This window comes from Endozoicomonas sp. 2B-B, from assembly GCF_053470045.1.
Genome location: NZ_JBLZMU010000002.1, coordinates 23,574 through 48,684, shown reverse-complemented (window position 1 = coordinate 48,684; position 25,111 = coordinate 23,574). Strand labels below are relative to the sequence as shown.

General features: G+C 49.0%; 25 protein-coding genes. 6 read left to right on the top strand and 19 right to left on the bottom strand.

The genetic code is table 11. From position 1 onward, the window contains the following. Window positions 1-3: 3 nt before the first annotated feature. From gspM to gspC, 11 genes are all read right to left on the bottom strand, one after another. Window positions 4-552, bottom strand: coding sequence for a type II secretion system protein M (gene gspM, locus ACOMHB_RS24550; RefSeq protein ID WP_448218714.1), 549 nt, complete (start codon window positions 550-552; stop codon window positions 4-6). Then, window positions 549-1,784, bottom strand: coding sequence for a type II secretion system protein GspL (gene gspL / locus ACOMHB_RS24545; RefSeq protein ID WP_448218713.1), 1,236 nt, complete (start codon window positions 1,782-1,784; stop codon window positions 549-551). The genes gspM and gspL overlap by 4 nt, the downstream gene beginning before the upstream one ends. After that, window positions 1,781-2,788 (bottom strand): type II secretion system minor pseudopilin GspK, encoded by a 1,008-nt coding sequence (gene gspK, locus ACOMHB_RS24540; protein WP_448218712.1) that lies wholly within the window; start codon window positions 2,786-2,788, stop codon window positions 1,781-1,783. Before gspK ends, gspL begins: the two co-directional genes overlap by 4 nt. Continuing rightward, window positions 2,785-3,423, bottom strand: coding sequence for a type II secretion system minor pseudopilin GspJ (gspJ, locus tag ACOMHB_RS24535; RefSeq protein WP_448218711.1), 639 nt, complete (start codon window positions 3,421-3,423; stop codon window positions 2,785-2,787). The genes gspK and gspJ overlap by 4 nt, the downstream gene beginning before the upstream one ends. Then, window positions 3,420-3,821, bottom strand: coding sequence for a type II secretion system minor pseudopilin GspI (gspI, locus tag ACOMHB_RS24530; RefSeq protein WP_422135886.1), 402 nt, complete (start codon window positions 3,819-3,821; stop codon window positions 3,420-3,422). Before gspI ends, gspJ begins: the two co-directional genes overlap by 4 nt. A gap of 3 nt (window positions 3,822-3,824) precedes the next feature. Continuing rightward, window positions 3,825-4,409, bottom strand: a complete 585-nt coding sequence (gene gspH / locus ACOMHB_RS24525; RefSeq protein ID WP_448218710.1) for a type II secretion system minor pseudopilin GspH — start codon at window positions 4,407-4,409, stop codon at window positions 3,825-3,827. Continuing rightward, complete coding sequence (gene gspG, locus ACOMHB_RS24520; RefSeq protein ID WP_448218709.1) at window positions 4,409-4,849, bottom strand: type II secretion system major pseudopilin GspG; 441 nt, start codon at window positions 4,847-4,849, stop codon at window positions 4,409-4,411. Before gspG ends, gspH begins: the two co-directional genes overlap by 1 nt. Before the next feature lie 92 nt (window positions 4,850-4,941). Continuing rightward, window positions 4,942-6,165 (bottom strand): type II secretion system inner membrane protein GspF, encoded by a 1,224-nt coding sequence (gspF, locus tag ACOMHB_RS24515; RefSeq protein WP_448218708.1) that lies wholly within the window; start codon window positions 6,163-6,165, stop codon window positions 4,942-4,944. Beyond that, window positions 6,165-7,703 carry a type II secretion system ATPase GspE gene (gspE, locus tag ACOMHB_RS24510; protein WP_422135890.1) on the bottom strand — a complete coding sequence of 513 codons (1,539 nt, stop codon included), beginning with the start codon at window positions 7,701-7,703 and terminating at the stop codon, window positions 6,165-6,167. Before gspE ends, gspF begins: the two co-directional genes overlap by 1 nt. Next, window positions 7,678-9,879 carry a type II secretion system secretin GspD gene (gene gspD / locus ACOMHB_RS24505; protein ID WP_422412749.1) on the bottom strand — a complete coding sequence of 734 codons (2,202 nt, stop codon included), beginning with the start codon at window positions 9,877-9,879 and terminating at the stop codon, window positions 7,678-7,680. The genes gspE and gspD overlap by 26 nt, the downstream gene beginning before the upstream one ends. Continuing rightward, window positions 9,876-10,772: a type II secretion system protein GspC gene (gspC, locus tag ACOMHB_RS24500; protein ID WP_422472965.1), complete on the bottom strand. Its 897-nt coding sequence runs from the start codon at window positions 10,770-10,772 to the stop codon at window positions 9,876-9,878. The genes gspD and gspC overlap by 4 nt, the downstream gene beginning before the upstream one ends. Window positions 10,773-11,329: 557 nt before the next feature. On the opposite strand from gspC, the gene ACOMHB_RS24495 reads away from it, so the two are divergent. The 3 genes from ACOMHB_RS24495 to cueR all read left to right on the top strand — a co-directional run bounded on the left by ACOMHB_RS24495 (window position 11,330) and on the right by cueR (window position 15,133). After that, window positions 11,330-11,917, top strand: a complete 588-nt coding sequence (locus ACOMHB_RS24495) for an acyloxyacyl hydrolase (protein WP_448218707.1) — start codon at window positions 11,330-11,332, stop codon at window positions 11,915-11,917. Between the two features lie 346 nt (window positions 11,918-12,263). Then, window positions 12,264-14,723, top strand: a complete 2,460-nt coding sequence (locus ACOMHB_RS24490; RefSeq protein ID WP_448218706.1) for a heavy metal translocating P-type ATPase — start codon at window positions 12,264-12,266, stop codon at window positions 14,721-14,723. Then, window positions 14,720-15,133, top strand: a complete 414-nt coding sequence (cueR, locus tag ACOMHB_RS24485) for a Cu(I)-responsive transcriptional regulator (RefSeq protein WP_422135896.1) — start codon at window positions 14,720-14,722, stop codon at window positions 15,131-15,133. The genes ACOMHB_RS24490 and cueR overlap by 4 nt, the downstream gene beginning before the upstream one ends. A gap of 255 nt (window positions 15,134-15,388) precedes the next feature. On the opposite strand, the gene ACOMHB_RS24480 is transcribed toward cueR, so the two are convergent. Continuing rightward, complete coding sequence (locus tag ACOMHB_RS24480) at window positions 15,389-16,231, bottom strand: transposase (RefSeq protein ID WP_448218705.1); 843 nt, start codon at window positions 16,229-16,231, stop codon at window positions 15,389-15,391. A 180-nt stretch (window positions 16,232-16,411) separates the two neighbouring features. Between ACOMHB_RS24480 and ACOMHB_RS24475 the strand changes: the two genes are divergently transcribed. The 3 genes from ACOMHB_RS24475 (at window position 16,412) to ACOMHB_RS24465 (ending at window position 20,228) form a co-directional block, all read left to right on the top strand. Continuing rightward, a protein-coding gene (locus tag ACOMHB_RS24475) for an IS3 family transposase (protein ID WP_448215008.1) occupies window positions 16,412-17,976 on the top strand; the annotation gives its coding sequence in 2 pieces (ribosomal slippage) (window positions 16,412-16,865 and window positions 16,865-17,976; 1,566 coding nt in all). Between the two features lie 138 nt (window positions 17,977-18,114). Next, complete coding sequence (locus tag ACOMHB_RS24470) at window positions 18,115-19,194, top strand: IS630 family transposase (protein WP_448218879.1); 1,080 nt, start codon at window positions 18,115-18,117, stop codon at window positions 19,192-19,194. A gap of 209 nt (window positions 19,195-19,403) precedes the next feature. Further along, window positions 19,404-20,228, top strand: coding sequence for a trypsin-like serine peptidase (locus ACOMHB_RS24465; protein ID WP_448218704.1), 825 nt, complete (start codon window positions 19,404-19,406; stop codon window positions 20,226-20,228). A 239-nt stretch (window positions 20,229-20,467) separates the two neighbouring features. Here ACOMHB_RS24465 and ACOMHB_RS24460 read toward each other — a convergent pair whose 3' ends face one another. From ACOMHB_RS24460 to galU, 7 genes are all read right to left on the bottom strand, one after another. Continuing rightward, the gene (locus ACOMHB_RS24460; RefSeq protein ID WP_422135899.1) at window positions 20,468-20,917 is read right to left on the bottom strand and encodes a DUF411 domain-containing protein; all 450 of its coding nucleotides are present in this window, start codon (window positions 20,915-20,917) and stop codon (window positions 20,468-20,470) included. 33 nt (window positions 20,918-20,950) lie between these two features. Beyond that, window positions 20,951-21,154, bottom strand: a complete 204-nt coding sequence (locus tag ACOMHB_RS24455; RefSeq protein ID WP_448218703.1) for an efflux RND transporter permease subunit — start codon at window positions 21,152-21,154, stop codon at window positions 20,951-20,953. Further along, window positions 21,151-21,366, bottom strand: coding sequence for a hypothetical protein (locus ACOMHB_RS24450; protein WP_422135900.1), 216 nt, complete (start codon window positions 21,364-21,366; stop codon window positions 21,151-21,153). Before ACOMHB_RS24450 ends, ACOMHB_RS24455 begins: the two co-directional genes overlap by 4 nt. 91 nt (window positions 21,367-21,457) lie before the next feature. Next, window positions 21,458-21,943 (bottom strand): hypothetical protein, encoded by a 486-nt coding sequence (locus ACOMHB_RS24445; protein ID WP_448218702.1) that lies wholly within the window; start codon window positions 21,941-21,943, stop codon window positions 21,458-21,460. Window positions 21,944-22,013: 70 nt separating this feature from the next. Then, on the bottom strand, window positions 22,014-23,225 hold the full coding sequence (locus ACOMHB_RS24440; protein WP_422135902.1) for a glycosyltransferase family protein: 1,212 nt from the start codon (window positions 23,223-23,225) through the stop codon (window positions 22,014-22,016). Window positions 23,226-23,284: 59 nt separating this feature from the next. Further along, a complete protein-coding gene (locus ACOMHB_RS24435) occupies window positions 23,285-24,178 on the bottom strand; it encodes an HAD-IIB family hydrolase (protein ID WP_448218701.1) in 894 nt (297 codons plus the stop codon). Between the two features lie 4 nt (window positions 24,179-24,182). Beyond that, window positions 24,183-25,013: a UTP--glucose-1-phosphate uridylyltransferase GalU gene (gene galU, locus ACOMHB_RS24430; RefSeq protein ID WP_448218700.1), complete on the bottom strand. Its 831-nt coding sequence runs from the start codon at window positions 25,011-25,013 to the stop codon at window positions 24,183-24,185. Window positions 25,014-25,111 lie beyond the last annotated feature (98 nt).

Below are 25,111 nucleotides of genomic sequence, written 5' to 3'. Positions count from 1 at the left end.
GTCTTAACTCTCGCTGAAGGCTGTCTCTGCGCTGAAGGCTCTTTCCATTCTCAGAGCCTTAACGATCACATGACCGGGCTTTTCGGCGGCTTCTACCTCCAGCTCCCTGATCTCAACCCCACCCTGCTGTTGAAGATTGACCAACCATGCCAATAAACGATCAAAGCCCACTGTATCAAGATCGACCTGCAATGAATCTCGAACGGTTCGAACCCCGGTGATGCGCAGATCAAAATCTTTTGCAGTTCTGTTCACCAACTGGTCCAGAGGTAAGACCAGATAGCGGCTCTTGTCAGGCCGACCCTGACGCAGAATGACGATCTCGTTGGCCTGTTTCTCAACAGAAGCCAGTAACTTCTGACTGGCCACCAGCTTTCGCTCGGCAGCTAACTGACGTTCTGACAAAGGGTTTAAAATACCCTGCCAAATGCTCCAGACAATAATAAACGCTCCTGCTACCGTACAGAGTTGCTGCTCGCGTCGACTCAGACCACGCCAGTAGCTTTGAGCCTGTTGCCAGCCCTCATTGAAGCTTTCCACAATGTTATTCATGAATCACTCCCCTTGATGATCAGCGTACCATTGGCAATATCACCACGCTTCTCCAGTGTTTCAACCGTGATCACCAGTTGCTCACCCGACTCTTCCCGAAATGCCGTAAAAGTATCAAAATCCTTCGCAGTGGCTTCCACCCGAAGTGATTGCTGAGACTGGTTGTACGACAATGTAACCGGCTTGAGTTGCGGATACTGTTTAAACAGCGGGGCAGTCTGATCGAGCAGTTTCAGCAGACCCGAGTCATCGCTGTTGCTACTTTTCAAGGCCATAAGCTTCTGCCGCATCTGCGACTGCAGACGCACAATCCGCTCACCGGGGAACATGTCACTGTAGATCTTATGCGCCTGTGCATTAAGCTGTTCAGCCTGTTGTTCCAACTGTACCGACTTCACTACCGCCTGAGCCATAAACAGAATGACGGTAAAAGCCAGAAGTCCGGCAGCCAGCCCCCAGGGTTTCAGGCTTTTGATGACGGATGACTCTACCTGCCAGACGCCCTGCAAGAGGTTGGCACTGTTTTTCTGTGAGGTGGCGCTCACCGCACCCGCTGCCAATACTTCCAGAGCAGAGCCCGAAGCTTCCTGACGCCATTCACCCGGCCTGTCCTCTGGTAGTTCGCTGAAACAGTTCACTTTCAGGGGCGTTTCTTCTGAGTCGTCCTCTGCCAGACAGAAGCTCAGCCAGGATGGATCACAGGCAGCCCAATGCCAGCGGCCATCCCGGAGTATCCAGCGTCCATCCATGGCCAGCGCCGAGCACTCTCCCTCGGTCCAGGGCAGAGCCAGGGCTTCAGGAATCAGGGTTTTGACTTTAAGGCCGGACTGATTCAGTGCTTCGTACCAGAAAGCCATTTTCGAATGAGCGACCACTGACAGATAAACCTGAGCTCCTTCTCTGGCAATAACCGAAATATGAAGATCATCCACATCCTCAGCCAGATCATCTTCCAGACGAAAAGGCAGTGACTTTAATACCGCCTTGCTTAGTCTGCCTTCAACCTGAAGGCAGTGAACACTGACCAGCTCCGTGGGAACCAGGGCAATGGTTTTGGTATCCGGGAATGACTCCATCAGTGTTCCCAGGTCTTCAACAGACGGCAGAATACCAGAGGTAGCGTTTTCCCCTTCGGTTACCTGAATCACTGGCTCCTGCTCTACTGGATAGCATTGCCAGTGAACGGGCTGGCCGGGATCTCCGGGCAGCCTGATGATAAGATACTGGCTCACTCAAGCCCTCCAAACTCTCGGCGAATGACGCTGAACTTATTCTCTTCTTCCCGCCGCAACAGGCTCTTTATTCGGACTTTGGTGTCCGCATAAGAAGCGGTTGCAGTCATTGCAAAATACTGACTGTCCACCGACATCAATTCATGGGTGTTTTCGGCACTGAAGTTGGAGAGAGAGGGTTGTTGAATAAATTCATCGACACTCCTCCAGCCATTCTCCGGCCTCTGTTCCAATACCTCTTTTGCCTGCTCTAAGGGAAGCTCACCCCAATACAGGGCGCTGAGCACCGGCGCATGGTCCGGCGACAGGGTATTGATATTGATCTTCATTTCAGTGGCCGGCAATGCACAGACAAAAGGTTTGACCCTTCTCATTATTCTGGCATTGACGCCTTTTACCGCTCTCAACTCCGAAACCGATCTCATACTGGTATTACTGGCCAGATAGGGCACTGGCAGAGACTGGTAATAACTGTCTTCCGCGCCCATGCCTGACCCCTGGGTGTTGTCATTATCTACCCAGTCTCTGGTTGATTGTGCAATGATCTCGGCCTGATAGGACTCAATTCCCAAAGCTTCCATCAGGGATTGAAACACTTTGACTTCAACCGAGGTCTGCCCTTCTTTATCCGGAGCCTGCAAAGCATTCAGGTTTAAACAGGCCTGAGCGTCGAAAATTTCGCCCCTGATTGTTCCGCCATCCATCGGAAAAGTCACTTCCCCCGTGGCCCAGGTTTGACCAAGATTCACGGTTTCTTCGCTTTCATCAAACCCGTCCTGAAGTACTTTGACTGCCAGTTCTTCGCCAGACAATGCATACCAGCGTGCCTGTTCCATTTGTTGCAGGGAGGCTGTCCGGCGCATTTGCAGGGAAAATCCAAAAGTCATCTCTGCCGCTATCAGCACCATCAACGTCAATACGAACATAACAATTAGCAATGCGACACCCGACTGACGACGCTGAAAAGACGTTGTATTCTTTTTATCTGAAATCAGGCTCGTCATGAATCTTGCTCCTGAACTTCCCAGTTCCCGGAAAGCACGTAGCGCCGCTCGATGACCCCCAGATCATTCAGCTCAAACGTAATCTTCATACCTTGGGGCAGGGTATTGCCGAGCATTTCTAGCCATTGGCCATTAATAAAGTACTGAAATTTAAGTGAGCGGACATCGGTTAACAGATCCCTGACCACAGGTTCTGCATTCTCCTCCGGGTCCAGCACATAAAAGTGCTGACGTTCGAGCACTCCGGCTTTGAGCCGATAGCTGACTTTCTGCAACTCGGAGCGGGGGAGTTTCTGTTGCGGATTGCGCCAGCCCAGACGAATAAAGGCCGCCGCCTCGTCATCGGATTCCAGCATGTCTCTACCGGCAAACAGACTCTGATCCGTCAGTTCACCATCGACCCGCACACCCCGATCAATCATTTGCCGAAAGTCCTGCTCCATGACCATCATGGCGTAGTCAATTTCCCGAATACGACTCTGGTGATCGCTGGCAACATCCCGAGCACCCATAATCCCCTGCAGAATCTGCCAGGCACTCATACTGACCAGTGCAAAAATGGTCAGGGCCACCAACATTTCGAGCAATGTAAAACCGCGTTGGGTCGAGTGTTGCATGACATTCAATGACTTCAAGACCGCTTCACCGTGTAAGTTTGCAGACTGGCCAGAGCGGCTTTCTTCTCATCACGGTCGAGTCGGACTTCGACCTGGATGGCCCGAAAATTGTCATCCGCCGTACGCACACTTCGGTATCGAACATGCCAGGTTTGATCAGCCAGCTCACGGGTTTCTTTTTTCCAGGTCTGGGATGGCCATTGATCCTTCAGGTAGAGATCGACCAGTTCATTGTCGGCTACCCAGCGAGCCATGGTTTTGTTCTTCAGGTACTGGCTGTTATCCAGGCTTTCACTGCTGGTTCTGAGCACCGTGATACCGGCGATGGCCAGAATAGTCATGGCCATCAACACTTCTAACAAAGTGAAGCCCCTGACCTGTCGGGAACATCGGGAACAACCTGAATAACGTTTCATTTATCAGCCCCGGCCACCTGTCTTGTCGTACTCATCTGCACTGACCACGGTTACTTCTCCGGTTTCCGTGATTATGACACTAAAAAAACGACGAATGTCGCTGGCTGACTGGAACCGCACTTCCGCCGGGGTCAGGTCACCGCTGGACCAGATATAGAGTTCAGGCTTTTTCTTGCTGGCTTCGTTTTCAAACAGCCCTGAGTCAGTAAAAAACGAGTCACTATCCTGCTGCTCTTCAGCATCCAGAGCAGCCTGCCAGATCAGCTCACCCGGCATAAAATCCAGATTGATGGCTTCTGAAAGCTCTTTCTCTGTGAGCAATCGGTCATTTTGCATTAACTGCCATTTGTCTCCGTGCCACTCCATAAACTGATAGCCGTTGTCGGTAAACCTGACCCCAAGGTCTTTACCTTTGAGCAATGACTTTTCGTGGCCAGTTTTCACCAGAGCAGCAAATCGATCCGCAGCCGTTTTTAAACGTGCGGAACTGTCAGCCGGTTCCAGAGTGGGCAATACGACAGCGGTAGCAATGCCCAGCAGTACCAGAACCAGCATGATTTCAAGCAAGGTGAAACCGGCACTTTTCATCAGGAATTCATGTTCCAGTTGCCGATGTCATCCTCAGAGCCCGCCTGGCCATCAGGACCGGCAGAGAAGATATCGATATCACCAAATTCACCGGGAGACTGCATCAGATAGTCATTACCCCATGGGTCTTGGGGTAGACGACGGATGTAGCCGTTGTCACGGTAATTCCTGGGTTGAGGGCTGCCGGAAGGCTGTTCTACCAGAGCATTCAAACCCTGCTGAGTCGATGGGAAGTGATTATTGTCCAGCTTGTACATATCCAGTGCGTTTTCCAGCGTCACTAAGTCACTGACAGCTTTCTGCTGGTCTGCCTTTTCTTTGTTACCCAGAACATTCGGGGCCACCATGCTGGCCAGGACACCGAGAATCACGATCACCACCATGATCTCGATCAGGGTAAAACCCCGCTGTTGTTGTCGATGTGCCTTTTTCGTAGTCATTGGTCATTCACTCCTAATGTCACATGGCCCGATCTGTGTCAGGCTCATATTCTCTTCTGAAAAGCTCTTTACTGAAAACCCCATACTGACTGTTAACCACCTGATACCAGTGAGTTAAGATCCAGCATCGGGGTCAGAATCGCCATCACAATAAACAGAACCATGCCCGCCATGGAGACAATCAGCAAAGGGCCAAAAACACCCAAGGCAATATTCACCTGGTTTTCAAACTGTCGATCCTGACTGTCCGCTGCTCGAACCAGCATCTGTTCCAGCGCACCCGATTTTTCACCACTGGCAATGATATGAAGCATCATGGGTGGAAACAGTTGTGTCTGATCCAGCGCCATCCAGAGGCTGGAACCTTCCCTCACCCGCTCCGAAGCCTGTTCAAGTGATTTCCGGATAAAAGAGTTGGACATGACTTCTGCCGAGATTCTCATACCCTCCAGAAGGGGCACTGAACTGCTGCTGAGAATACTCAATGTCCGGGCAAAACGGGAAGTATCAACACCGGCACCCACTTCACCCATAACGGGCATTTTCAACAGCCATCGGTCGTGGGTCAGTCTCCGCTCGGGATTAACCAGCAGACGTTGCCGCATGAATAACAGAACGACAAGGCCAGCCAGTACACCGAAGCCGTAATCCCGAACAAAGTCACTCATGGCAATCAAGGCACGAGTCATGGCTGGCAGGTCCTGCCCGAGATCCGCAAACTGTTCCACCACGGTGGGTACCACGGTTGCCAGCAAAATGGCGATGACCGAGACCGCTACTATGGTGAGAATAGCGGGATAGATCATGGCCTGAATCAGCTTACCCCGGATCAGCTGACGCTGTTCGGTATAATCTGCCAGCCGCTCCAGAACCGTATCCAGATGACCGGACTTTTCACCGGCCGCCACCATTGAGCAATACAGTGTGTCGAAGGTTTTCGGGTAAATCGCCAGACTTTCAGCCAGCGTCCGGCCTTCCAGTACCTTGGCTCTGACGGTGGTGATCATAGCTTTCAGATGGGATTTCTGAACCTGACGAGACAAGGCCTGAAGACACTCTTCCAGAGGAATGGCAGCCGCAACCAGAGTGGCCAGCTGACGAGTCAGCATGGCGACTTCAGCCGGGCTGGCTTTTTTCTCGAACAGAGTAAACGACGCACGTTCACCACTGCTCTTTTGCTCAGATTCATTAATGGTCACCGGAGCCAGACCTTCGGAGCGCAACTGCTGACGGAGCTGGCGGGCAGAATCAGCCTCAAGTACCCCTTTGCGTTTTTTACCCTTTTTATCCAGGGCTTCGTAAGCAAATACGCCCATTATTCCTCCCTGGTCACCCGCAGTACTTCTTCAATGGAAGTCATACCCGCAAGAACTTTACGGAAGCCATCTTTCTGGATACTGGGGCTGGTCCTGCGAATCACGTCTTCCAGAGCCTGTTCACCGGCACCCTCATGAATCATTCTACGAACTTCATCGCTGACCAGAAACAGCTCATGAATGCCGGTTCGACCTTTATAGCCACCGCCATGACACTCGGAACAACCTTCAGGGCTGGCTTCGTGAACGGGTCTGCTGTCAGAGTCGTCCATTCCTATCAGCTTTCGCTCATGAGGCGTTGGCTCTCTGGCTACTTTGCAGGAAGGACAGAGGGTACGAACCAGACGCTGGGCCAGAACGCCCAGCAAACTGGATGACAGCAGGAAAGGCTCAATGCCCATATCTCTCAGGCGTGTGACAGCACCGATAGCCGTATTGGTGTGCAGGGTACTCAATACCAGGTGACCGGTAAGGGAGGCCTGAATAGAAATTTCTGCGGTTTCGAGATCACGAATCTCACCCACCATCACCACATCAGGGTCCTGACGCAGGATGGCACGCAGACCCCGGGCAAAGGTCATATCGACCTTGGGGTTGACCTGTGTCTGACCCACACCTTCGAGATCGTATTCCACAGGATCTTCAACGGTGAGAATATTGCGCTCTGTGTCATTGATTTCTGTGAGACCAGCGTACAGTGTCGTACTCTTACCAGAACCGGTCGGACCTGTGACCAGAAGAATGCCGTGAGGTTTATGCAAAGCCTCACGGATGTGCTGATGAATATCAGGCGTCATGCCTAAGCTGGACATATCCATACGGACACTGTTGCGATCCAGCAAACGCAATACGATTCGCTCGCCATGACGGGAAGGCAGTGTCGATACCCGGACATCAACGGCACGGCCACCCAGTCGCAGAGAAATACGACCGTCCTGAGGCACCCGCTTCTCAGCAATATCCAGTTTGGCCATAACCTTGATACGGGATACCAGCAATGCCGCCAGCTTACGCTGGGGTCGAAGGATTTCTCTCAATACACCATCGACGCGGAAGCGAATGACCAGGCAGTTTTCGAAGGTTTCGATATGAATATCGGAAGCCCCTTCCTTGATCGCCTCACCTAACATGGCGTTGATCATGCGAATGATCGGGGCACCATCATCGGCATCTAAAAGATCTTCGCTGTCGGGTAATTCCTCTGCCAGAGAGTGAAGACCTTCATCATTGCCGATATCGTTCATCAGCTGTCGGGCAGCCGATGAGTCTTTTTGATAATAAGCCGACAGTCGTGCTTCAAACTCACCCTCGGACAGTGATTTAATATCTATCGGACCCGCAACAAATCGACGAACTTCGGCAATGGCTGCTCTGGATGGTTGGCCATTGACGTACAGGCAGGGGCTGCCCTGCGGCTCTTGTTCCAGCAGAACACCGAAGTTACGGGCAAAGGCAAAGGGCAGTTCAAGAACACCCGCAGGAGTACCTTGAGCAAGGACTTCGGTTTCCTGATCAACTGTTATCGCCGGACTCAGCATCGTTCTTCTCCGACTGTTTACTGGCTACCTTGTCATCGTCTTCCCTGTCGTTTTTTTCTTTCTCTTTTTCTTTCCGATCGGCTTCATCCAGTTTCTGGCGCGCTCTGTTCATCAGATCGGAGTTAGAAGGGTATTCAGGCAGGACCGGAGTTCTCGCATCAGGCATCAACTCAACGCCCTGATCACGACGATCTAGCTGGCGGGCACGCATATAGCTGTATTTCTTACCGCTGATACTGGTCAGGATGTTATCGTCACGAATGATGGTAGGTCTCAGGAAGACCATCAGGTTACGCTTTTTCACCTCGCTGGAGGTGGAGCGGAAGAGCGCCCCCAGGTAGGGAATGTCACCCAGCAGTGGCACTTTGGAAACACTTTCCTGCACGTCTTCGTCCAGCAGTCCGCCAATAACAATGGTGTCACCACTGCGGGCCATGATGGATGTTTTCACTTCACGCTTGGAGAAAGTGACATCGACGGAAGTCGTACCATTAACACCAGACACTTCCTGAGTAATATCCAGCATCACCGAATCCCCTTCATTGATCTGGGGCTTGACGGTCATCTTCACACCTACTTCCTTACGCTCTACAGTCTGGAAAGGATTATCGTTGTTTGAACTGGAGGCGGAACCGGTGATAACAGGAACTTCGTCACCCACTATGAAAGAAGATTCTTCGTTATCCAGCGTCATCAGGCTGGGAGTCGCCAGAACATTGGATTTTGTTGAGCTGGTAACAGCCTGCAAAAGGGCTGTCCAGTCGCCGGATGTGATACTGAATGCAGCACCGGAAACACCGGCCAAAGCATCATATAATCTGGTGTAATCGCCCGGCTGATCAGGGTTAATAGTGGTGCCATTTTCACCGATGACCGTTGAGCCCGGCACGTCCTCTGCCTCTTTCAAACCGGCCATGATCTCGCCAATCGGTACCGTTCGGCCATCATTAAACTGCATCATGCTGCCGTTGTTAGCATTGGCCAGCTGGAAGGAGAGGTTAATGCCATCACCATCGGCTACCTCAACGATAATGGCTTCGACCAGAACCTGGGCACGACGGATATCAAGCTGCTTGATGACACTTTCCAGACTTTTCATAATGTCTGGCTGAGCGGTGACCACCAGAGCGTTGGTTTGCTCATGAACGTTGATGCTGAATTTCTGGTTATTACGAACAACTGTTTTACCGCTGTCTTTTTCTGCCTGAACCGTTTGCCCGACACCTTCCATGACTTCTTTCAGTTCTTCCGCCTTGGCATACCTCAAATAGAAGACACGGGTATTACCGGAGGATTCCTGTTCGGCATCCAGCTGGTAGACAATACGATTCACTTTTTGCAGTTGTCTTGCCTGACCGGCAACAATCAGGCGGTTGCTACGATCATCAGCAACCACGGTCACCTGGGACGCGCCGCCCTTACCACCTTTTTCCTGCAGCAGGGAAGTGAGAATTCGCTGCATTTCTGAAGCAGAAGCGTACTCGAGCTGGATAACAGAGAAGTTTCGGTTGCCGGCCATATCTACTCGTCTGACAATTTCAACCAGACGCTTCACATTAGCTGCACGGCCAGTCAGCAGAAGAATATTGGAGGGATCGTAATGAACCACATTGCCTGCAGTATCATTGAGCTGGCGCAATAACGGAGACAGTTCTCTCACCGGCACATTCTGAACCGGAAGCACCCAGGTAACGAACTCATCACCCTGACCCGTGTTTTGCCGGTCGGCCAGCGCAATAGACGACATTTTTGCGTTCTTGTCCTGAACAATTTTCAGAACATTATTCTCTTGTTCAATAACGGCAAAACCATGAACTTCCAGAACGTTCAAAAAGAGCTGATAGTACTGTTCAGCATTGAGCTTGTCATAGGAACGCACCGTTACAGAGCCACGAACAGCGGGGTCCAGAATAATGGTTTTGTTCAGAGTGGCACTGACCGTACTGGCAAATTCAGCAATATCGGCCTTTTCAAAACTGGCAGAATAACGCTGATAGTCAGCTGAAGCCTGACTGGCAAAAGCAGACGCTGAAACCAGTATGAGTCCTGCCATCATTGAGCAGATCTGTCTGCGCAGCCGTCTCACGGCATTCTGGTTCACACATTTCCGGGCAATGGCCCCGCTAAGCAATTCAGGGAGTAATACTAATAACCCTGTCTTTCCTCTAACACTCATAGTTTGACTTCTATTTCATAGAGACGACCACCCCGTTCAATGGTCATCGATAGCTGGGTGAGCTGCTTGATTTCCTGCAGCAGCTTCATGGTATCGTTGCTGTCACTCAGGTCATATCCGTTAATGGACAGGGCTATATCATCAGGCTTCAGGCCTGACTCACGAAAAACGTCAGGAAACTTGCCAGGGGTTATCTGATACCCGACCAGCTGACCATCCTTCTGAGCCTCGGTGATCTGAAAAAAATCCGTAAAAGAGTCCGGATCAGAGATCAGTTGCTGACGAATTTCTATCAGACGACCACTGTCTCTTTTTTCTACTTTTCGATCCGCTTCATCGGGGTAAAGCAAAAGGGCTTCGAGCTTGCCCCGGTTCGATACAATCACCCGATCCTCATAAATATCTTTCACTTCCGCATTGGAGCCCTGAAGCTTTTCACCGATTCGATAAGTGCGATCACGGCCACTGGAACGAATCACCGCAACGGAATCAGCAGGAACTGAACTGGCAACAATACCGGTGACTTTTGCAGAGAGGCGGGATTTGGGAACAGCGTTGGGGTCAATACCAGGGTTATCCGTTTGTGTCAGCTTGACAGGCTCCTGACCAAACAGATGGAAATCATTCAGTGCGGGGTAGGCATCCTGTTCCGATTGGCGACGATTTACCACTGTCGATTGAGGTTGCCACGACTGAATCCTGGCGCTGCCAGAACCCTCCATGAGTTGCCAGGTAAGACGAGCCAGCTGTTGAGTCAGAAGAATCACCAGCAGCACTTCACAGCCAATAATCAGTCGCCGCACCCCAGTCTGTGATAACACACTGGCAATGTTCAAGTCAGGCGAGGACAGAGGGCCAAAGGCTTTCAGTCTGTTGAGCAGGCTTGGTGACATGGTACAACTTATTCATCTAATTCGTTTATCAGTCCAATGCAGATTAAGTCGGCATTAAAATTCTTGTTTTCCCAATTGCCACTAATAGTGGTACATATAGTGGTACATAGGTACAAAAAATTCACCATACGTGTAAATACTTATAAAAACAACGAATTATTCTTCATCCTTCAGTGCATAGAGGCTACAGCAAAACGGCCCTGATCTTGATCCAGATCAAATCGACCGATTTGATGGTAATGGTTCACTGTTACACTCTCGTGAAGCCAACAGATCGCCTCTTTTAGTTCGAATGGTAATAACCAAACTCAGCTTCATCATCTGATACTTCATCGGTCCCTTCATTTTTTGAGTCATAAAAAGCCCAGAACTGTGTGAGATAACAGCCTGCATATCAACCTGGCTTTGCTGAAAAAGAACAAGGTTGCAAAAATCTGGTCTTATTGGCTGACTCCTTAGTGTAAGTTAGTAGGAAGCCCCCTCCCACTTGGCGTCAAGAATATTGCGCAGCAAACTCTGGTAGCGGGCTCAATAAATAAAACAAGAGCATAAGGATCATGAAATTCAATAACACAGCCTTTCTGTCGGCAGTACCTTTGGTGCTATCTGTTTTTTCAACGTCGGTAGTCGCACAACCCGAAAGTATTCATTTCAGCTACGGGCCGGATCTTTCCAGTAAAATAGAGGTTAAGGACACTCGTCTGGCACTCAGATGGCATTTAAGTGACGAAGGACTTCTCGAACATTCAGAATGGAATGATTGCTTTCTTCTCGATACCTCGGTTTCTTATTGGGACAATAAACTCGATGCCAGACCCTCCCACAGCTCGAAAGGTGACGATGATATCCATGGCATTTTCGTGACTCCGGTATGGCAATTCAAGAGTCCCAGAGGACGGTATTACTTCGATGCAGGTCTGGGCGTTGGCTGGATCAGCGACACCCAGATCCGTTACAAAGGCGACCAGCCTTTAGAAAAAAGCACTCATTTACAGTTTGAAACCATGCTGGGTGCCGGGGTTCTTCTGGGTTCCGAAAAAAGTTTTGACCTGGGCGCCAAGTTGCTTCACTACTCCAATGCTTATATCAAACGGCCCAATATGGATTTGAATGTTGTCCAGTTTTCGCTTGCTTATCATTTTTGAAATTAAATGCCCGGCAGTTGTCGGGCGTTTTGCTGACCGTCTGTGTTGCTCTTCCAGTTTTTCCAGTCTCGACTCAACCGACATAATCTTACCCCATGTTGTCGTTGCGCTGATCAGCATAGCAGAGCCAGCGAGCATCATTGCAAAACTTCGAGAAGCACCAGAATTTAGGATGAATCCAGTTCCCGGGCAGTCAGCTCTTTGAGCTCGGCGTAGCGGTAAGCGGTTGTGTAGATGTTAGCTGCGGATTATGGCATATCTTCTCTACCACCTCTTTACCTTCCAGTCAGGGTAAGGGTTATCCTGTACACAGTTTCCCTCTAAATCAATCTCGTGGAGAAACACCATGAAATCTCTACAGATTCAGCTGGCCCTCTCCGGAGTCAACTGTGCCGGTTGTGTCGGCAAAATTGAAAAGGCCCTGAAAGGAGTGACTGGCGTGAATGAAGCCAGTGTTAACTTTGCAGACAAAACGGCTATGGTCAAAGGCAGTGCTGAAGCGTCCTCTCTGATTTCAGCCCTGAAAAAAGCCGGATTTGAAGCGCGAGTGATACCCTGCGACTCTGAACGACAATTTTCTATACCGACTATTCACTGTGCCTCCTGCGTCAGCAAAATCGAGTCGGCTCTTCTAAAGATTCCGGGTGTTGAGAGTGCATCGGTCAATCTGGCCGATAAAACCTGCTCTGTTCAGGGGCAATCTGAAATTGGCGTCATTCTGCAGGCATTGGAACATGCCGGTTATCCCGGCACCGTGCTGACACCTGACAGTGATCTTCAGCTGAAACAGGAAGAGGAAGACAAAAAACAGTATCGCCACCTGCTAAAACATACCGCCATTGCTCTGAGTCTGGGCATTCCCCTGATGATCTGGGGTGTCGTCACCGGCGAAATGAGCATAAACACGCCCTTTCAGCAACTCGCCTGGGGGATTGTTGGCCTTGCCACTCTTTTTGTTCTGGTGTTCTCAGGTAAACACTACTTTACCGGCATGTGGAAAGCTCTGAAGCATGGCAACACCAATATGGATACCCTGATTGCCATAGGCACAAGCATAGCCTGGCTTTACTCTATGGTCGTCGTATTGTTTCCTCACCTTCTACCGTCTGCCGCTCGCCATGTTTACTTTGAAGCCAGTGCCATGATCATTGGTCTTATCAATCTGGGCCATGCTCTGGAGTTAAGAGCCAAAGGCAAAACCAGTCAGGCGATTAAGCGTCTGCTGGGGCTTCAGGCCAAAACGGCCAGAGTCGTACGCAATGGACAGGAAATAGATATCCCCACAGACCAGGTTTTAAAAGGCGACATCGTCAGAGTCAGACCCGGCGAGAATATTGCGGTAGACGGCATTGTCGTTGAAGGCAGCAGTCTCGTGGACGAGTCTATGCTCACAGGCGAACCACTGGCTGTGAAAAAAACACCAGACGACGCAGTTTCAGCAGGCACCCTGAATAAAAATGGCAGCTTGCTGTTCAGGGCAGAAAAGGTGGGCAGTGAAACCGCTCTGGCCCATATCATTGCCCTGGTGAAAAAAGCCCAGAGTTCAAAAATCCCCATTGCCCGGATGGCAGATCAGATCTCATCTGTATTTGTACCCGTTGTGATAGTCATTGCTGTTCTGGCAGCCACTGTCTGGTTCTTTTTCGGGCCTGCGCCGGTATTAGCGCACGCACTGGTGGTAGTCACCACGGTTCTGATTATTGCCTGCCCCTGCGCTTTGGGTCTGGCTACTCCTATGTCTGTCATGGCCGGTGTTGGCAAGGCCGCTGAGCTGGGAATGCTGATTCGCAAGGGAGACTCTTTGCAGCAGGCCAGTCAATTGACCACCATAGTGCTGGATAAAACAGGCACTATCACCGAAGGCGATCCCAGAGTGACCGAACGAATCAGCATCACGGCAGACACTGAGGAAGAAAAAAACAGAATTCTGCAGATTGCCGCCAGCATTGAGAGTGCATCGGAGCATCCCCTGGCTGACGCTATTGTCAATTCTGTCAGACAGCAATCGTTGTCACTTTCACCCGTATCCGATTTTCATGCAGTCACAGGGCAAGGAGTGAGCGGGTGTGTTCAAGAAAAGTCTGTGCTGCTGGGTAATGAAAAGCTTATGGCTGCCAATGGCATTGATGTCACGCTTCTGGCATCCACATCAGAGTCACTGGCCAATCAGGGTAAAACCCCCATGTATCTGGCTGTGGATCATCAACTGGCGGGACTGATAGCGGTCGCCGACCCGATAAGAAAAGACTCCAAAGCAGCTATCGAAAGACTCCATAAACTGGGCATCAGGGTCTTGATGGTGACCGGTGATAACAAGCTGACTGCCGCCGCTGTTGCTCAACAGGTGGGCATTGATGACTTTAGAGCCGAAACTCTGCCTGAAGACAAGGAGCGCTATGTCAGGCAGTTGCAGGAAAAAGGGCACAAGGTCGGTATGACAGGTGACGGTATAAACGACGCCCCGGCCCTTGCCCGTGCTGATGTTGGCTTTGCCATAGGCACAGGGACTGATGTTGCCATTGAATCGGCAGATATCACCCTGATTCGCTCTTCACTCCATGGACTGGCCGACGCCGTCGAGCTGTCCAGGGCAACTCTGGGAAACATTAAACAGAATCTGTTTGGCGCCTTTGTTTACAATTCTCTCGGTATCCCGATTGCTGCCGGGGTGCTATACCCTTTCACAGGAATGCTGCTTAATCCTGTTGTTGCAGGAGCAGCCATGGCTCTGTCATCGGTCACAGTGGTCAGCAACGCCAATCGTCTGAGACGCTTCAAGCCAACTGCTAGGGAGCCTGAATCATGAATATTTCCAAAGCAGCGCAGGCCACTGGACTGACCGCCAAAACCATTCGTTACTATGAAAGTCTGAACCTGATTTCACCTGCCCATCGTCTCAATAACGGTTACCGTGATTATAATGAATCACACATACGAGAACTGTCTTTTATTAGCCGCGCCAGAGAGCTGGGCTTTACTCTGAAAGAGTGCTCGGACCTTCTGGATCTGTATAACGACAAACATCGTAAAAGTGCTGATGTAAAATCACTGGCCCTGAAAAAATTAGTCGATGTCGAGGCTAAGATCAGTCAACTGCAGGTGATTCGTGACAGCCTGCAACAGCTCGCCCAATGCTGTCATGGAGACAATATGCCGGACTGCCCTATCATTGAACGGCTGGCTAGGGGAATGGAATCGGATCCTGATAAAAAATAAGATAAAAAAATAAAAAAAAATAAGACACCCATGAAAAAAAAATAGGGCACCCATTAAATAAATAAGACATTTAAAAACTGCATTCCCAAAAAAGGATCTGAAAACCTATCTTCGAATAGCCTATCAGCGAGCCACACATGAGCGTTCGACGAACAGAGGCTGCTCAGTCCATGATTCAGACGACACAAACTTATTCCGACTTAAAGTCGAGGAGGGATAAAGAGAAAGTGTTTAATTTCTTAACTGACTTCTAAGCTAACTTGTCAGATACAAACGACTGCAGGCGTTTAAACCTCGAAGCCACTTCTGTCCGGCTTCAAGTGCATAAGCCTTCATCGCCTTCAGACGGCCAACTGCCCGATAAAAACGATTATTCCATTGCATGGTTTTCAGCCACTCATCCGGATCAATTTCCAATCTTTCAAGAATAGGAGGGGTGCATGACGGGATGGAACCTTTCTTGTCTGTTCTGACAATGCGACCGCTCCAGTCAACCAGTTCCAGATAGTCATGAAGAAGGTAGGGAAGGGCAACGTCCGTATTCTGGCCCTGCAAACAAAAAGGTTTCAGGGTCAGCGGCTGATTTTTAGTCTCAGAATCTGTAACCTGCTCTACGCGTTCCTGAATCGACGTGTAGTCTGATTCTTCCGGTGTTTCTACCTTTCCAGCCCGAATCGGATTCAAGTCAACGTAGGTCATGCAGGTCAGTAACGCTGCTTCGTCCAGCAGTGCCTGGCTTTTAAAGCGACCTTCCCAAAAGCGTCCTTTACACTCGTCTTCTTTATTGGCCTCACGAGCAAGGTATTCATTCAGACAACGCATAAACCAGCTGATATCCGTTAAACGACGCCGGTATTCCTCAGCATATTCATCAATACGGGCCAATTCAGCGCTGCCCAGTTTGTCAGCAGCCAAATGCCTTTGCACCAGAAGTGGGCCTGTAAACAAGGTCGTCCAACGGTGAAGCACTTCGTCCCGTGACCAGCCTCTGGCAGATGACTGATTGATGTGCAAAACCACGTGATAATGATTTGACATGACAGCGTAAGCGCAGACTTCGATAGCAAAGACTGAAACCAGTTCCCGGAGTTTATCCACCACCCATTGGCGGCGATGCTCATAGTTCTTGCCAGTCAGGTGGTTCTCTCCACAGAGGTAAGCCTGACGAACACATCCTGCCGTGCAGTGGTAATAAGGCGTTGACCCGCTGTGTCAGGATAGTTGTCCCGCTCACTGATTAACCAATAAAAGCTAGACAGTGGGCGATGGACGTTGAATATGCCTCGTTTTTCAGAGGAACGTAAATCAGCTGTTTTGAAAAAACTGTTACCACCACACAATCGCTCTGTGCCGGATGTTGCCAGAGAGGAAGGTATCAGCGAACAAACCCTGTATAATTGGCGTAAAAAACTACGGGACAAAGGATTACCTGTGCCAGGGAACGAACAAAAATCAGAACAATGGTCTGCTGAAAGCAAGTTTGCCGTGGTCGTCGAAACCGCTGCTTTGTCAGAAACAGAGTTAAGTGAATACTGCCGTAAAAAAGGGCTTTATCCTCAACAAGTCAAGGAGTGGAAGCACGCTTGTATTTCAGGTGCTGTTCAGGCTTCTCAGCGTGCAGACCAGGAAAGCAAGCAATTAAAACAAGAGCGTAAGCGCAATCAGAGCCTTGAAAAAGAGCTTCGCCGTAAAGACAAGGCGTTGGCAGAAGCTGCAGCCCTGCTGGTGCTATCAAAAAAGCTCGATGCCTTCTACGGGATAGACAGCGAGGACAACTGACACCTGTCGATAAGCGCCGCCAACTGCTGACATGGTTTGATGAGGCTATAGCAAACGGCGCTTCTCGCTGGAAGGCTGCTGAACAATTGGAAATATCCCTGAAAACACTGAATCGCTGGCGCGATGACAATGGTGCAGTGTTAACGGACAAACGCCCGGATGCCTTGCGCCCGGTACCCTCTAACAAACTGACTGAGGAAGAGGAGCAACGTATTCTGACTATCAGTAATGAAGATGAGTATGCGAGCCTGCCACCATCGCAGATCGTGCCAGCCCTTGCAGACAAGGGAGTATACGTTGCTTCTGAATCTAGCTTTTACCGTGTGTTGAAAAAGTATGGTCAGTTGCACCACCGCGGTCGTTCAAGAAAGCGATCGAAAAGCAACAAGCCGACAACCTATGTTGCTACTGGCCCTAACCAGGTCTGGTGTTGGGACATCAGTTACATACCTTCCAGGGTACGCGGCCAGTTCTGGTACCTCTACCTGATACTGGACGTTTACAGTCGTAAGATTGTTGGTTGGGAGATTCATAGCCGTGAGTCTGGTGAGTTAGCCAGTGAACTGATTAACCGGACAATGGTGGCTGAAAAATGCACTAAAACACCGCTTGTACTGCACTCAGACAATGGGGCTCCAATGACGTCGAGTACCTTTAAGGCCAAGCTTGAGGAATTGGGCATTATTCCCTCTCATAGTCGCCCAAGGGTGAGTAACGATAACGCATTTGCAGAATCGATCTTTAAAACGGTGAAGTACTGTCCTCAGTGGCCATCTCAAGGTTTTCTGACGTTAGAACACAGTCGACAGTGGATGCTGAAGTTTGAGCGCTTTTATAACAATGAACACCGCCATAGCTCAATCCGCTTTGTGACACCTGCGCAACGGCATGAGAAAAGAGATCAGGAAATCCTGAATCACCGGAAACAGGTGTATACCAAAGCGCGAGAAGCTAATCCAACGCGCTGGTCAGGAGTTATCAGAAACTGGGAGCCTGTAGGTGCGGTTGCACTGAATCCTGAGCGGTTGTCTGAAGCAAGAATTAACGAGAAAAAGGCAGCCTAAAATTCAGTTTTCGGGACAACTATCTTGAAAAACTCCGTTGAGCTGGGATCAACTAGTGTAGTGCGACCTAATTAACAGTACATAAAGACTCCTAACGGTCTACTATGGATGTTATTCCAACCACTGCCTGTTTTTACTATGCGAGTTGCCACAGAGATAATACTTGATGCTTCTGAAGAAATACGACTCAGAAAGATTACTTCATCAAATACTTGCCCTCTTCGCTTGGCCCGCCGTGCCCAGATTGTTCTTCTCTCTGCAGAAGGAAAAAGCAATCTTGAGATTGCGCAAATACTGAAGATCGGTCGTCATCAGGTCAGCCGCTGGCGTGACCGATATGCTCAGGAAGGCTTCTCCGGGATTGAACAGGATCGAGCTCGCAGTGGCCGTAAAAAGAAGATTGATGCTGCTGAGATTGTGAGTCTGACCACAAACACCCTTCCGGAAAATGCCACTCACTGGAGCACCCGAACTATGGCTGCTGTTAGCGGTATCAGTGAGAGAAGTGTTCGCCGGATATGGCATGCATATGGCCTCAAGCCTCACCTGGAAAAGACATTCAAGGTGTCCCGAGACCCGAAATTTGTCGAGAAGCTTGAAGATATTGTCGGACTCTATCTGTCTCCTCCTGAACATGCGTTGGTGCTGTGCTGTGATGAAAAAAGTCAGGTTCAGGCACTCGATCGAACACAGCCTGGCTTACCGTTGAAGAAAGGGCGTGCCGCAACAATGACTCATGATTATAAACGACATGGTACAACCACTCTCTTTGCAGCACTGAATGTACTTGATGGTGCTGTCATCGGTCAGTGCCAGCAGCGTCATACCCATGTGGAATGGTTGAAGTTTCTTAAACAGATAAATAGGGAAACGGCAAAAGACAAAGAGCTGCACCTGATTTGCGACAACTATGCGACTCACAAACACCCGAAGGTGCGAGAATGGCTGGAAAAACATCCTCGTTTTCATATGCACTTTACGCCAACGTCATGGTTAAACATGGTTGAGAGATTTTTTCGGGATCTCACGAGTCAGCGTTTACGCCGTGGTGTGTTTGTCAGTGTGCCACAGCTAGTCAGTGCGATTGATGAATATATTGAAAAGCATAATCAAAATCCAAAGCCGTTTATCTGGACTGCTAAGGCAAATGATATCTTAGAAAAAGTCGTTCGGGCTAATCGCCGGTTAAGTTGCAAAAAGAACGACGCACTACACTAGAGTATTACGGGCCTGTGCCATGGACTCACCTGTCTGGGTAAAAAATCAGTGATGGGTGAAAAAGTAGACTAGGTGGATGGTAAAGCAAATTTATGGGTGTCTTTTTTCTTTTATGGGTGTCTTTTTTCTTTTCTTTTAGTGGTTATACGGCAACAAGTTTGAAATATGCTACTTTGATACACTTGGCTAGCACAGACAGGCAACATTTAATGAAAAAAATTATTGTGCTCTTTTCATTTATATTAATATTTACTTCAGAAGAAATATTGTGTGAATCAAACAGTAGAATTCCTCGATACACTGAGCCGGTTAGAAAAATAAATTCAGGTACGCTTCCATGGATAGCTGGTATTAATAATGGTTGTACTACTGTGCTCATATCTGATAAGCATTTGCTGACTTCAGCTCACTGCATTGGTAAAAAATTAGACATAACTTTTCTTAATGCTAAAAACAAGATTAAAAGAAAAGTTATAAAGTATATATTAAATAATAATTTTTTTTCTACCTCTGATTGGCCTAAATACGATATAGCAATACTCGAGTTAAACCAGCCTGTGTCAATTCCTCCTGCTGACATCGACTATACCAAATGTCCTGACCTTTATAATATTACTGACCTTATGGTTGCGGGTTATGGCAATCAGCAGTTATTGCAGCTTGCATCTGTAAGTTGGGTAGGCTCCTGCAATGATGAAGTACATTTCGTTTCATATCCCGGAGATTCCCAGCCTGGGGATTCAGGTTCTCCCTTATTTTACAGACAAAACAATTCATTTATCTTGGGAATACATGTTGGAAAATTCTATCAAGACAATTTGGCAATCCAGTTTAAGCTGTCATTAACTTTTAATCGTAATTTTATAGAGAAGTATGTGCGATTAGAAAAAAGCCATGATATATATTACCCAATAAAAGGAATTTCTCTAAATGCACAAAGATGGAATTCCATTTCTGCTTCTGCTTCTGCTTCTGCTTCAACTATGTTATGTATTTTAATAACACCATTAACCTTGGCAATGAATTTGCCTTAATCATACCTGAATCCCCGAGTTCACATCACATAAATCAGCCTGAGAAGCCCCCAATCCATGGCTTTTCGTGTATAATTCTCTGATTCTGATTTTCACCTTCTGAGTGCGTTTTTGTGAAACTCACAATCGAGCAGTCAACTATCAAGTTTTAGACACCCGTTACGTGAATTGGGGATAACTCATTTCAACCCTGCCACCCAAAGAAGCTCATAAAAGAGCTTCTTTGGATCGCGACATGATTAATGATTGGCAAATACACTCGTGTTGCCATCCTTGGTGAAACCGATCACCTGATAAGGATCTTTGCGATCACCGTACTCCATACCTGGCGATCCCAGAGGCATACCCGGAACAGTCAGACCATTCACACCAGCAGGCTTTTCACTTAGCAAACGCTTGATGTCTGCAGCCGGGACATGACCTTCAATGGCATAATCACCGATAAAGGCTGTATGGCAAGACTCCATTCCTTTCGGAATACCGGCCCTGGCTCGATACGTGGCTGTGTTCGGCACATCATGGGACATGACCTTAAAGCCATTCTCTTCCATGTGTTTCGCCCACTGTTTGCAACAACCACAGGCAGGGGTTTTGTAGAGCATGACTGTCGGTAATGACTCCTCGGCCTTGGCCAGCATAAACGACATTAGAACAGCAGTTCCCAGGAACAGGGCTTTCAGCTTTTTCATGGTTTCACTCTCCTTTTTCAAGTGTTTCATAATTCATTGATTGATCTGAGCGGTCAGAACCTTTTCCCGGGTGTGCCATAGAAAATAGACGGCAGGCACCAGCACGAGAGTCACCACCAGTGAGCTGACAATGCCACCGATCATCAGGCTAGCTATGCGCTGCACGACTTCGGAGCCAGTGCCATTATTGAGCATGACCGGTATAAGACCGAAGAGAATGGTGCAAACGGTCATCATAATGGGCCTGCGGCAGGGGATGTAAGCTCGGCACTGATCAGATCCTGCTGACTTTTTTTGCCTTGCCTGGACTGTTTTTCATAGGCTTGAATCATTGGATCAGCAGCCAGAGCTTTTTGCTCGGCTTGAGATAGAGTCAGGCGGCCTGCACTGACTCCTGCCGATACCAATATCAGCCATGCAGCGGATACCATAATCCGTTTCAGTTGCATGTTTGTCTCCACAGCCGTGCCAATCCCATGCAGGGGACACTGAAAAATCAACGTTTCACTCTGTTTTTTAAACGACGATATTTATGAAATGCTATTCCAGAAAGGAGACATTGGCCAGATAGATATCAGGCTGGGAGCTCTGTACTGAAGATGGGGGTGCAGAAATCCAGTCCTGCGACGGTTCAGCGTCCAGCAAAATCAACTCTGCAACAATATAAAGCAGGGTAAAAGTCGGCTTACTGTCCGGGTGAGAAAACGGGATATAGCGATCCTCAGAATCGCAGCCTGGACAGGCCTGATTCGCTTTCTGCAGTTGCTCTGCCGGGGAAGGAGCACAACAGTAATGATCTGCGGACAAACCGTCAGCCATGCCGGAAGCATTGGATGACATCGTCGTGGGCATGTCTGACTGGTCAGCAACCATAGCCTGTGACGACTCCATCAGGCAAACCTGCAACAGCAAAAACATCAGCAGGGCAATCATTGCTGTGCCAATGTTCTGCCTGTGTTTCAGGTTCAGGTGAAGGATGGACATAGAATTCAGGAGATTATGGTTCAGCTTTCCAACTTGAACCATCCAGTAACTGGAAGGTCAACCCTTGAAAAGCTGAATGAGTGATGATTCAAGACTATTCTGTGCGCTTTAATCAGGCATTGTCTTCTTCTACTGCATCATAGAGACGCTCCAAAATATCAGGGACAGCGGACATCACCCGGTTCCAGCTGGGAATAAAAGGCCTTTCCATGGGGTTTTCCAAAAAGTGTTGCCCTGCTGCCATAATGTTTCTGGCAAAGAGTTCAACGGCTCGCTCTTCCGTATCACGATCGACATGCAGGCCATTCATCATCGCATCATCGTAATAAGACTCGATGAAATCCAGTGCCACCCGGTAATAAGTCGCTTTGATCGTGCGGAAGGTTTCAGTATTGAACTGAACCCCGTTGGTCGCCAGCTTCCTGAACACGGCCTTGATAATATCGTGGCTCATTTTCGACAGACCGGCATTGCGATCTTCTTCCGATAGAGGCTGATGTTTGTGATCATAAACATCGGCAATATCAACCTGACACAGCCGTTTATTGGAATAGTTTCTCTTAACTTCTGACAGTACCCCTATTTCCAGACCCCAGTCGCTGGGAATCCGGATGTCATTGAAAACACTGGTTCGCATGGAAAACTCACCGGCCAGGGGATAACGAAAACTGTCGAGGTATTCCAGATAGTCCATAGGGCCGAGAATTTTTTTCAGGGCTCGCAACAGTGGCGTCACCAGAAGACGGCTGACCCTGCCATTAAGTTTGTTATCAGCGACTCTTGCATAATAGCCCTTGCAAAAATCATAGCTAAACGCAGGATTAGCTACCGGATAGAGTAGCCTGGCCAGCAGATCTCTCTGGTAGGTCACGATATCACAGTCGTGCAGAGCCACTGCTTCTGACTTGGCTGAAGCCAGCACATAACCGTAGCAGTACCAGACGTTTCTTCCTTTACCAGCCTCTTTAGGCGCCAACCCCTTACTTTCAAGCAGACGGTCAATTTCACGAAGTCCGGGGCCATCCTGCCATAGAATCCGGTGATGCTGATTCAGCTGGGCAAAAAAGTCTCTTGAATAGGAAAATTCTTTTTCGTTGGCTCTATCCAGGCCTATAACAATCTCGGAAAGATAACCCACCTGGCTAAGCTCCTGAACAATATTATTCAAGGCTGGTCCCTGCAGCTCGGAGAACAGCGAAGGCAAGACCAGAGACATAGGGCGCTGGCGGGAAAAGGCCTGCAGCTCCTGCTCCATATCTTCAACCGAACGTACTCTCAAATTATGGAAATTGGTGATAGTGCCATTCTGGTAAAAATCGCCCATAAATGCTTTCCCTTCTTTTCGTTAGCGCTTTATGCTCTGATCACACTCTGCAGTCCAGCTCACCCGTCTTGTAAAGAGCAGTCTTTTATAGAGCCGTCTTTTGGAGGACAGACTGGCTCATGACCTTCCTGAAGTGAATCAAGAACCTCCGATACCGCTTCATTCCAACCTTCAGGCCCGACTGATTTTGTGTACTTAATATTAGACAGATGTTCTGTAATGGGCTGTTTACTTTTTTCAGAACTTACAAGAACAGGAATATCGACTACTTCCAGCATGGGCAGATCGTTGAAGCTGTCGCCCAGACCCATGGATATCCACGTCCACTCCGGAAAGTTTTTCAGGTAGTGTTTGAACAGTTTCTTCGCCGCCGAACCCTTATCCCCCTTGCCGGATACGTGATAGAAACGCCCACCCCGGGTCAGTTGTAATCCTTCTTCAGCAAGCTGCCTTTCAAACTGCTCCAATGCCTTATCACTGTCTTCCCAGACCAAAGGTTCACTGGCTTTTCGGTCTGCTGCCAGTTTAGCCTCCTCCAGGCTTAGCCCGGAGAGATCGGCTATTTCACTATGAGAGCAATCGCCAAAGCCCCTGAACCGGAAGCCGTACTGCTCGCGAAACTGTTTCAGTACCCTGCGTATCGCCTTGTAGGGTTGACCATGGAAGTAATGGGTATTCTTGTCAGTATCAGACGACTGAAAGTAGTGAGCCGGGATGGTGGTAATCATTCCGTTTTCGGTAATAAATGGATGATCCAGAGCCATCTCCAGTTGCAGAGGCAGTACCTCACTGAGGGTTTTGCTGGTATTGAAAACAACCGGAATATTTTGCTCTCTCAACTGGTCCAAAGCGGGTTTTGCCGCCGCCCAGCTGTAGCTATCATGATCCAGCAAGGTACCATCGAGGTCGGAAAATATGACCAGCTTCGTCATCGCCTTTTTGCTGTTGAACATCGACTCAAACTCTGTCCAGACGTTTTTGGTAGATGGTATTGGTGGCCTCGACAAAACCACTGACACTGCCACAGTCAAAGCGCTCACCTTCAAACTTGCAGGCAATAACACAGCCCTGTCTGGCCTGAGTCAGAATGGCGTCAGTCAGCTGCACTTCTCCGTTTATTCCGGGTTCAGTGTTCTCAATAATGTCGAAAATATCCGGTGTCAGGACATAACGTCCAATCACTGCCAGATTACTGGGCGCTTCTGAGGGGGCTGGTTTTTCCACCATATCGGTCACACGGATCAGGTTATCGCTCAGAGCTTCACCGGCAATCACACCGTATTTATCGACTTCGGATTCGGGCACTTCCTGAACAGCCACAATGGTGCAGCGAAACTGTTTGTAGAGATTGACCAACTGCGACATAACCAACGGACCACTGTCGTTAACACAGAGATCATCGGCCAGCACCACACCAAAAGGCTGATCGCCCATAAGAGTTCGTCCGCAGAGAATGGCATGCCCCAGCCCCTGCATCTGGTTCTGTCGAGTATAGGAAAAAGTACAGGCCGCCATCACTTCTCGAATGGTCGACAGTTTTTCTTCTTTGCCACTGCCAGCGATTTCCGCTTCCAGTTCATAGTTAATATCAAAATGATCCGGAATCGCCCGTTTGTTTCTGCCATTGACAAACCCCAGGTCAGTCAGACCTGCCAGCATGGCTTCTTCTACGCCATATTGAATCAGGGGTTTATCAACAATAGGCAGCATCTCCTTGGGCATGGACTTGGTGGCGGGTAAAAAGCGGGTTCCATACCCCGCAACAGGAAACAGACATTTTTTAATCATATTATTGCTCGTCTTATTGAGAAGTTTTGCATCTCATCAGGCTATAAGCAGAAGTCGTGCCAATTCAGAAAACCACCCGCCGGGCTCAACATCATTTA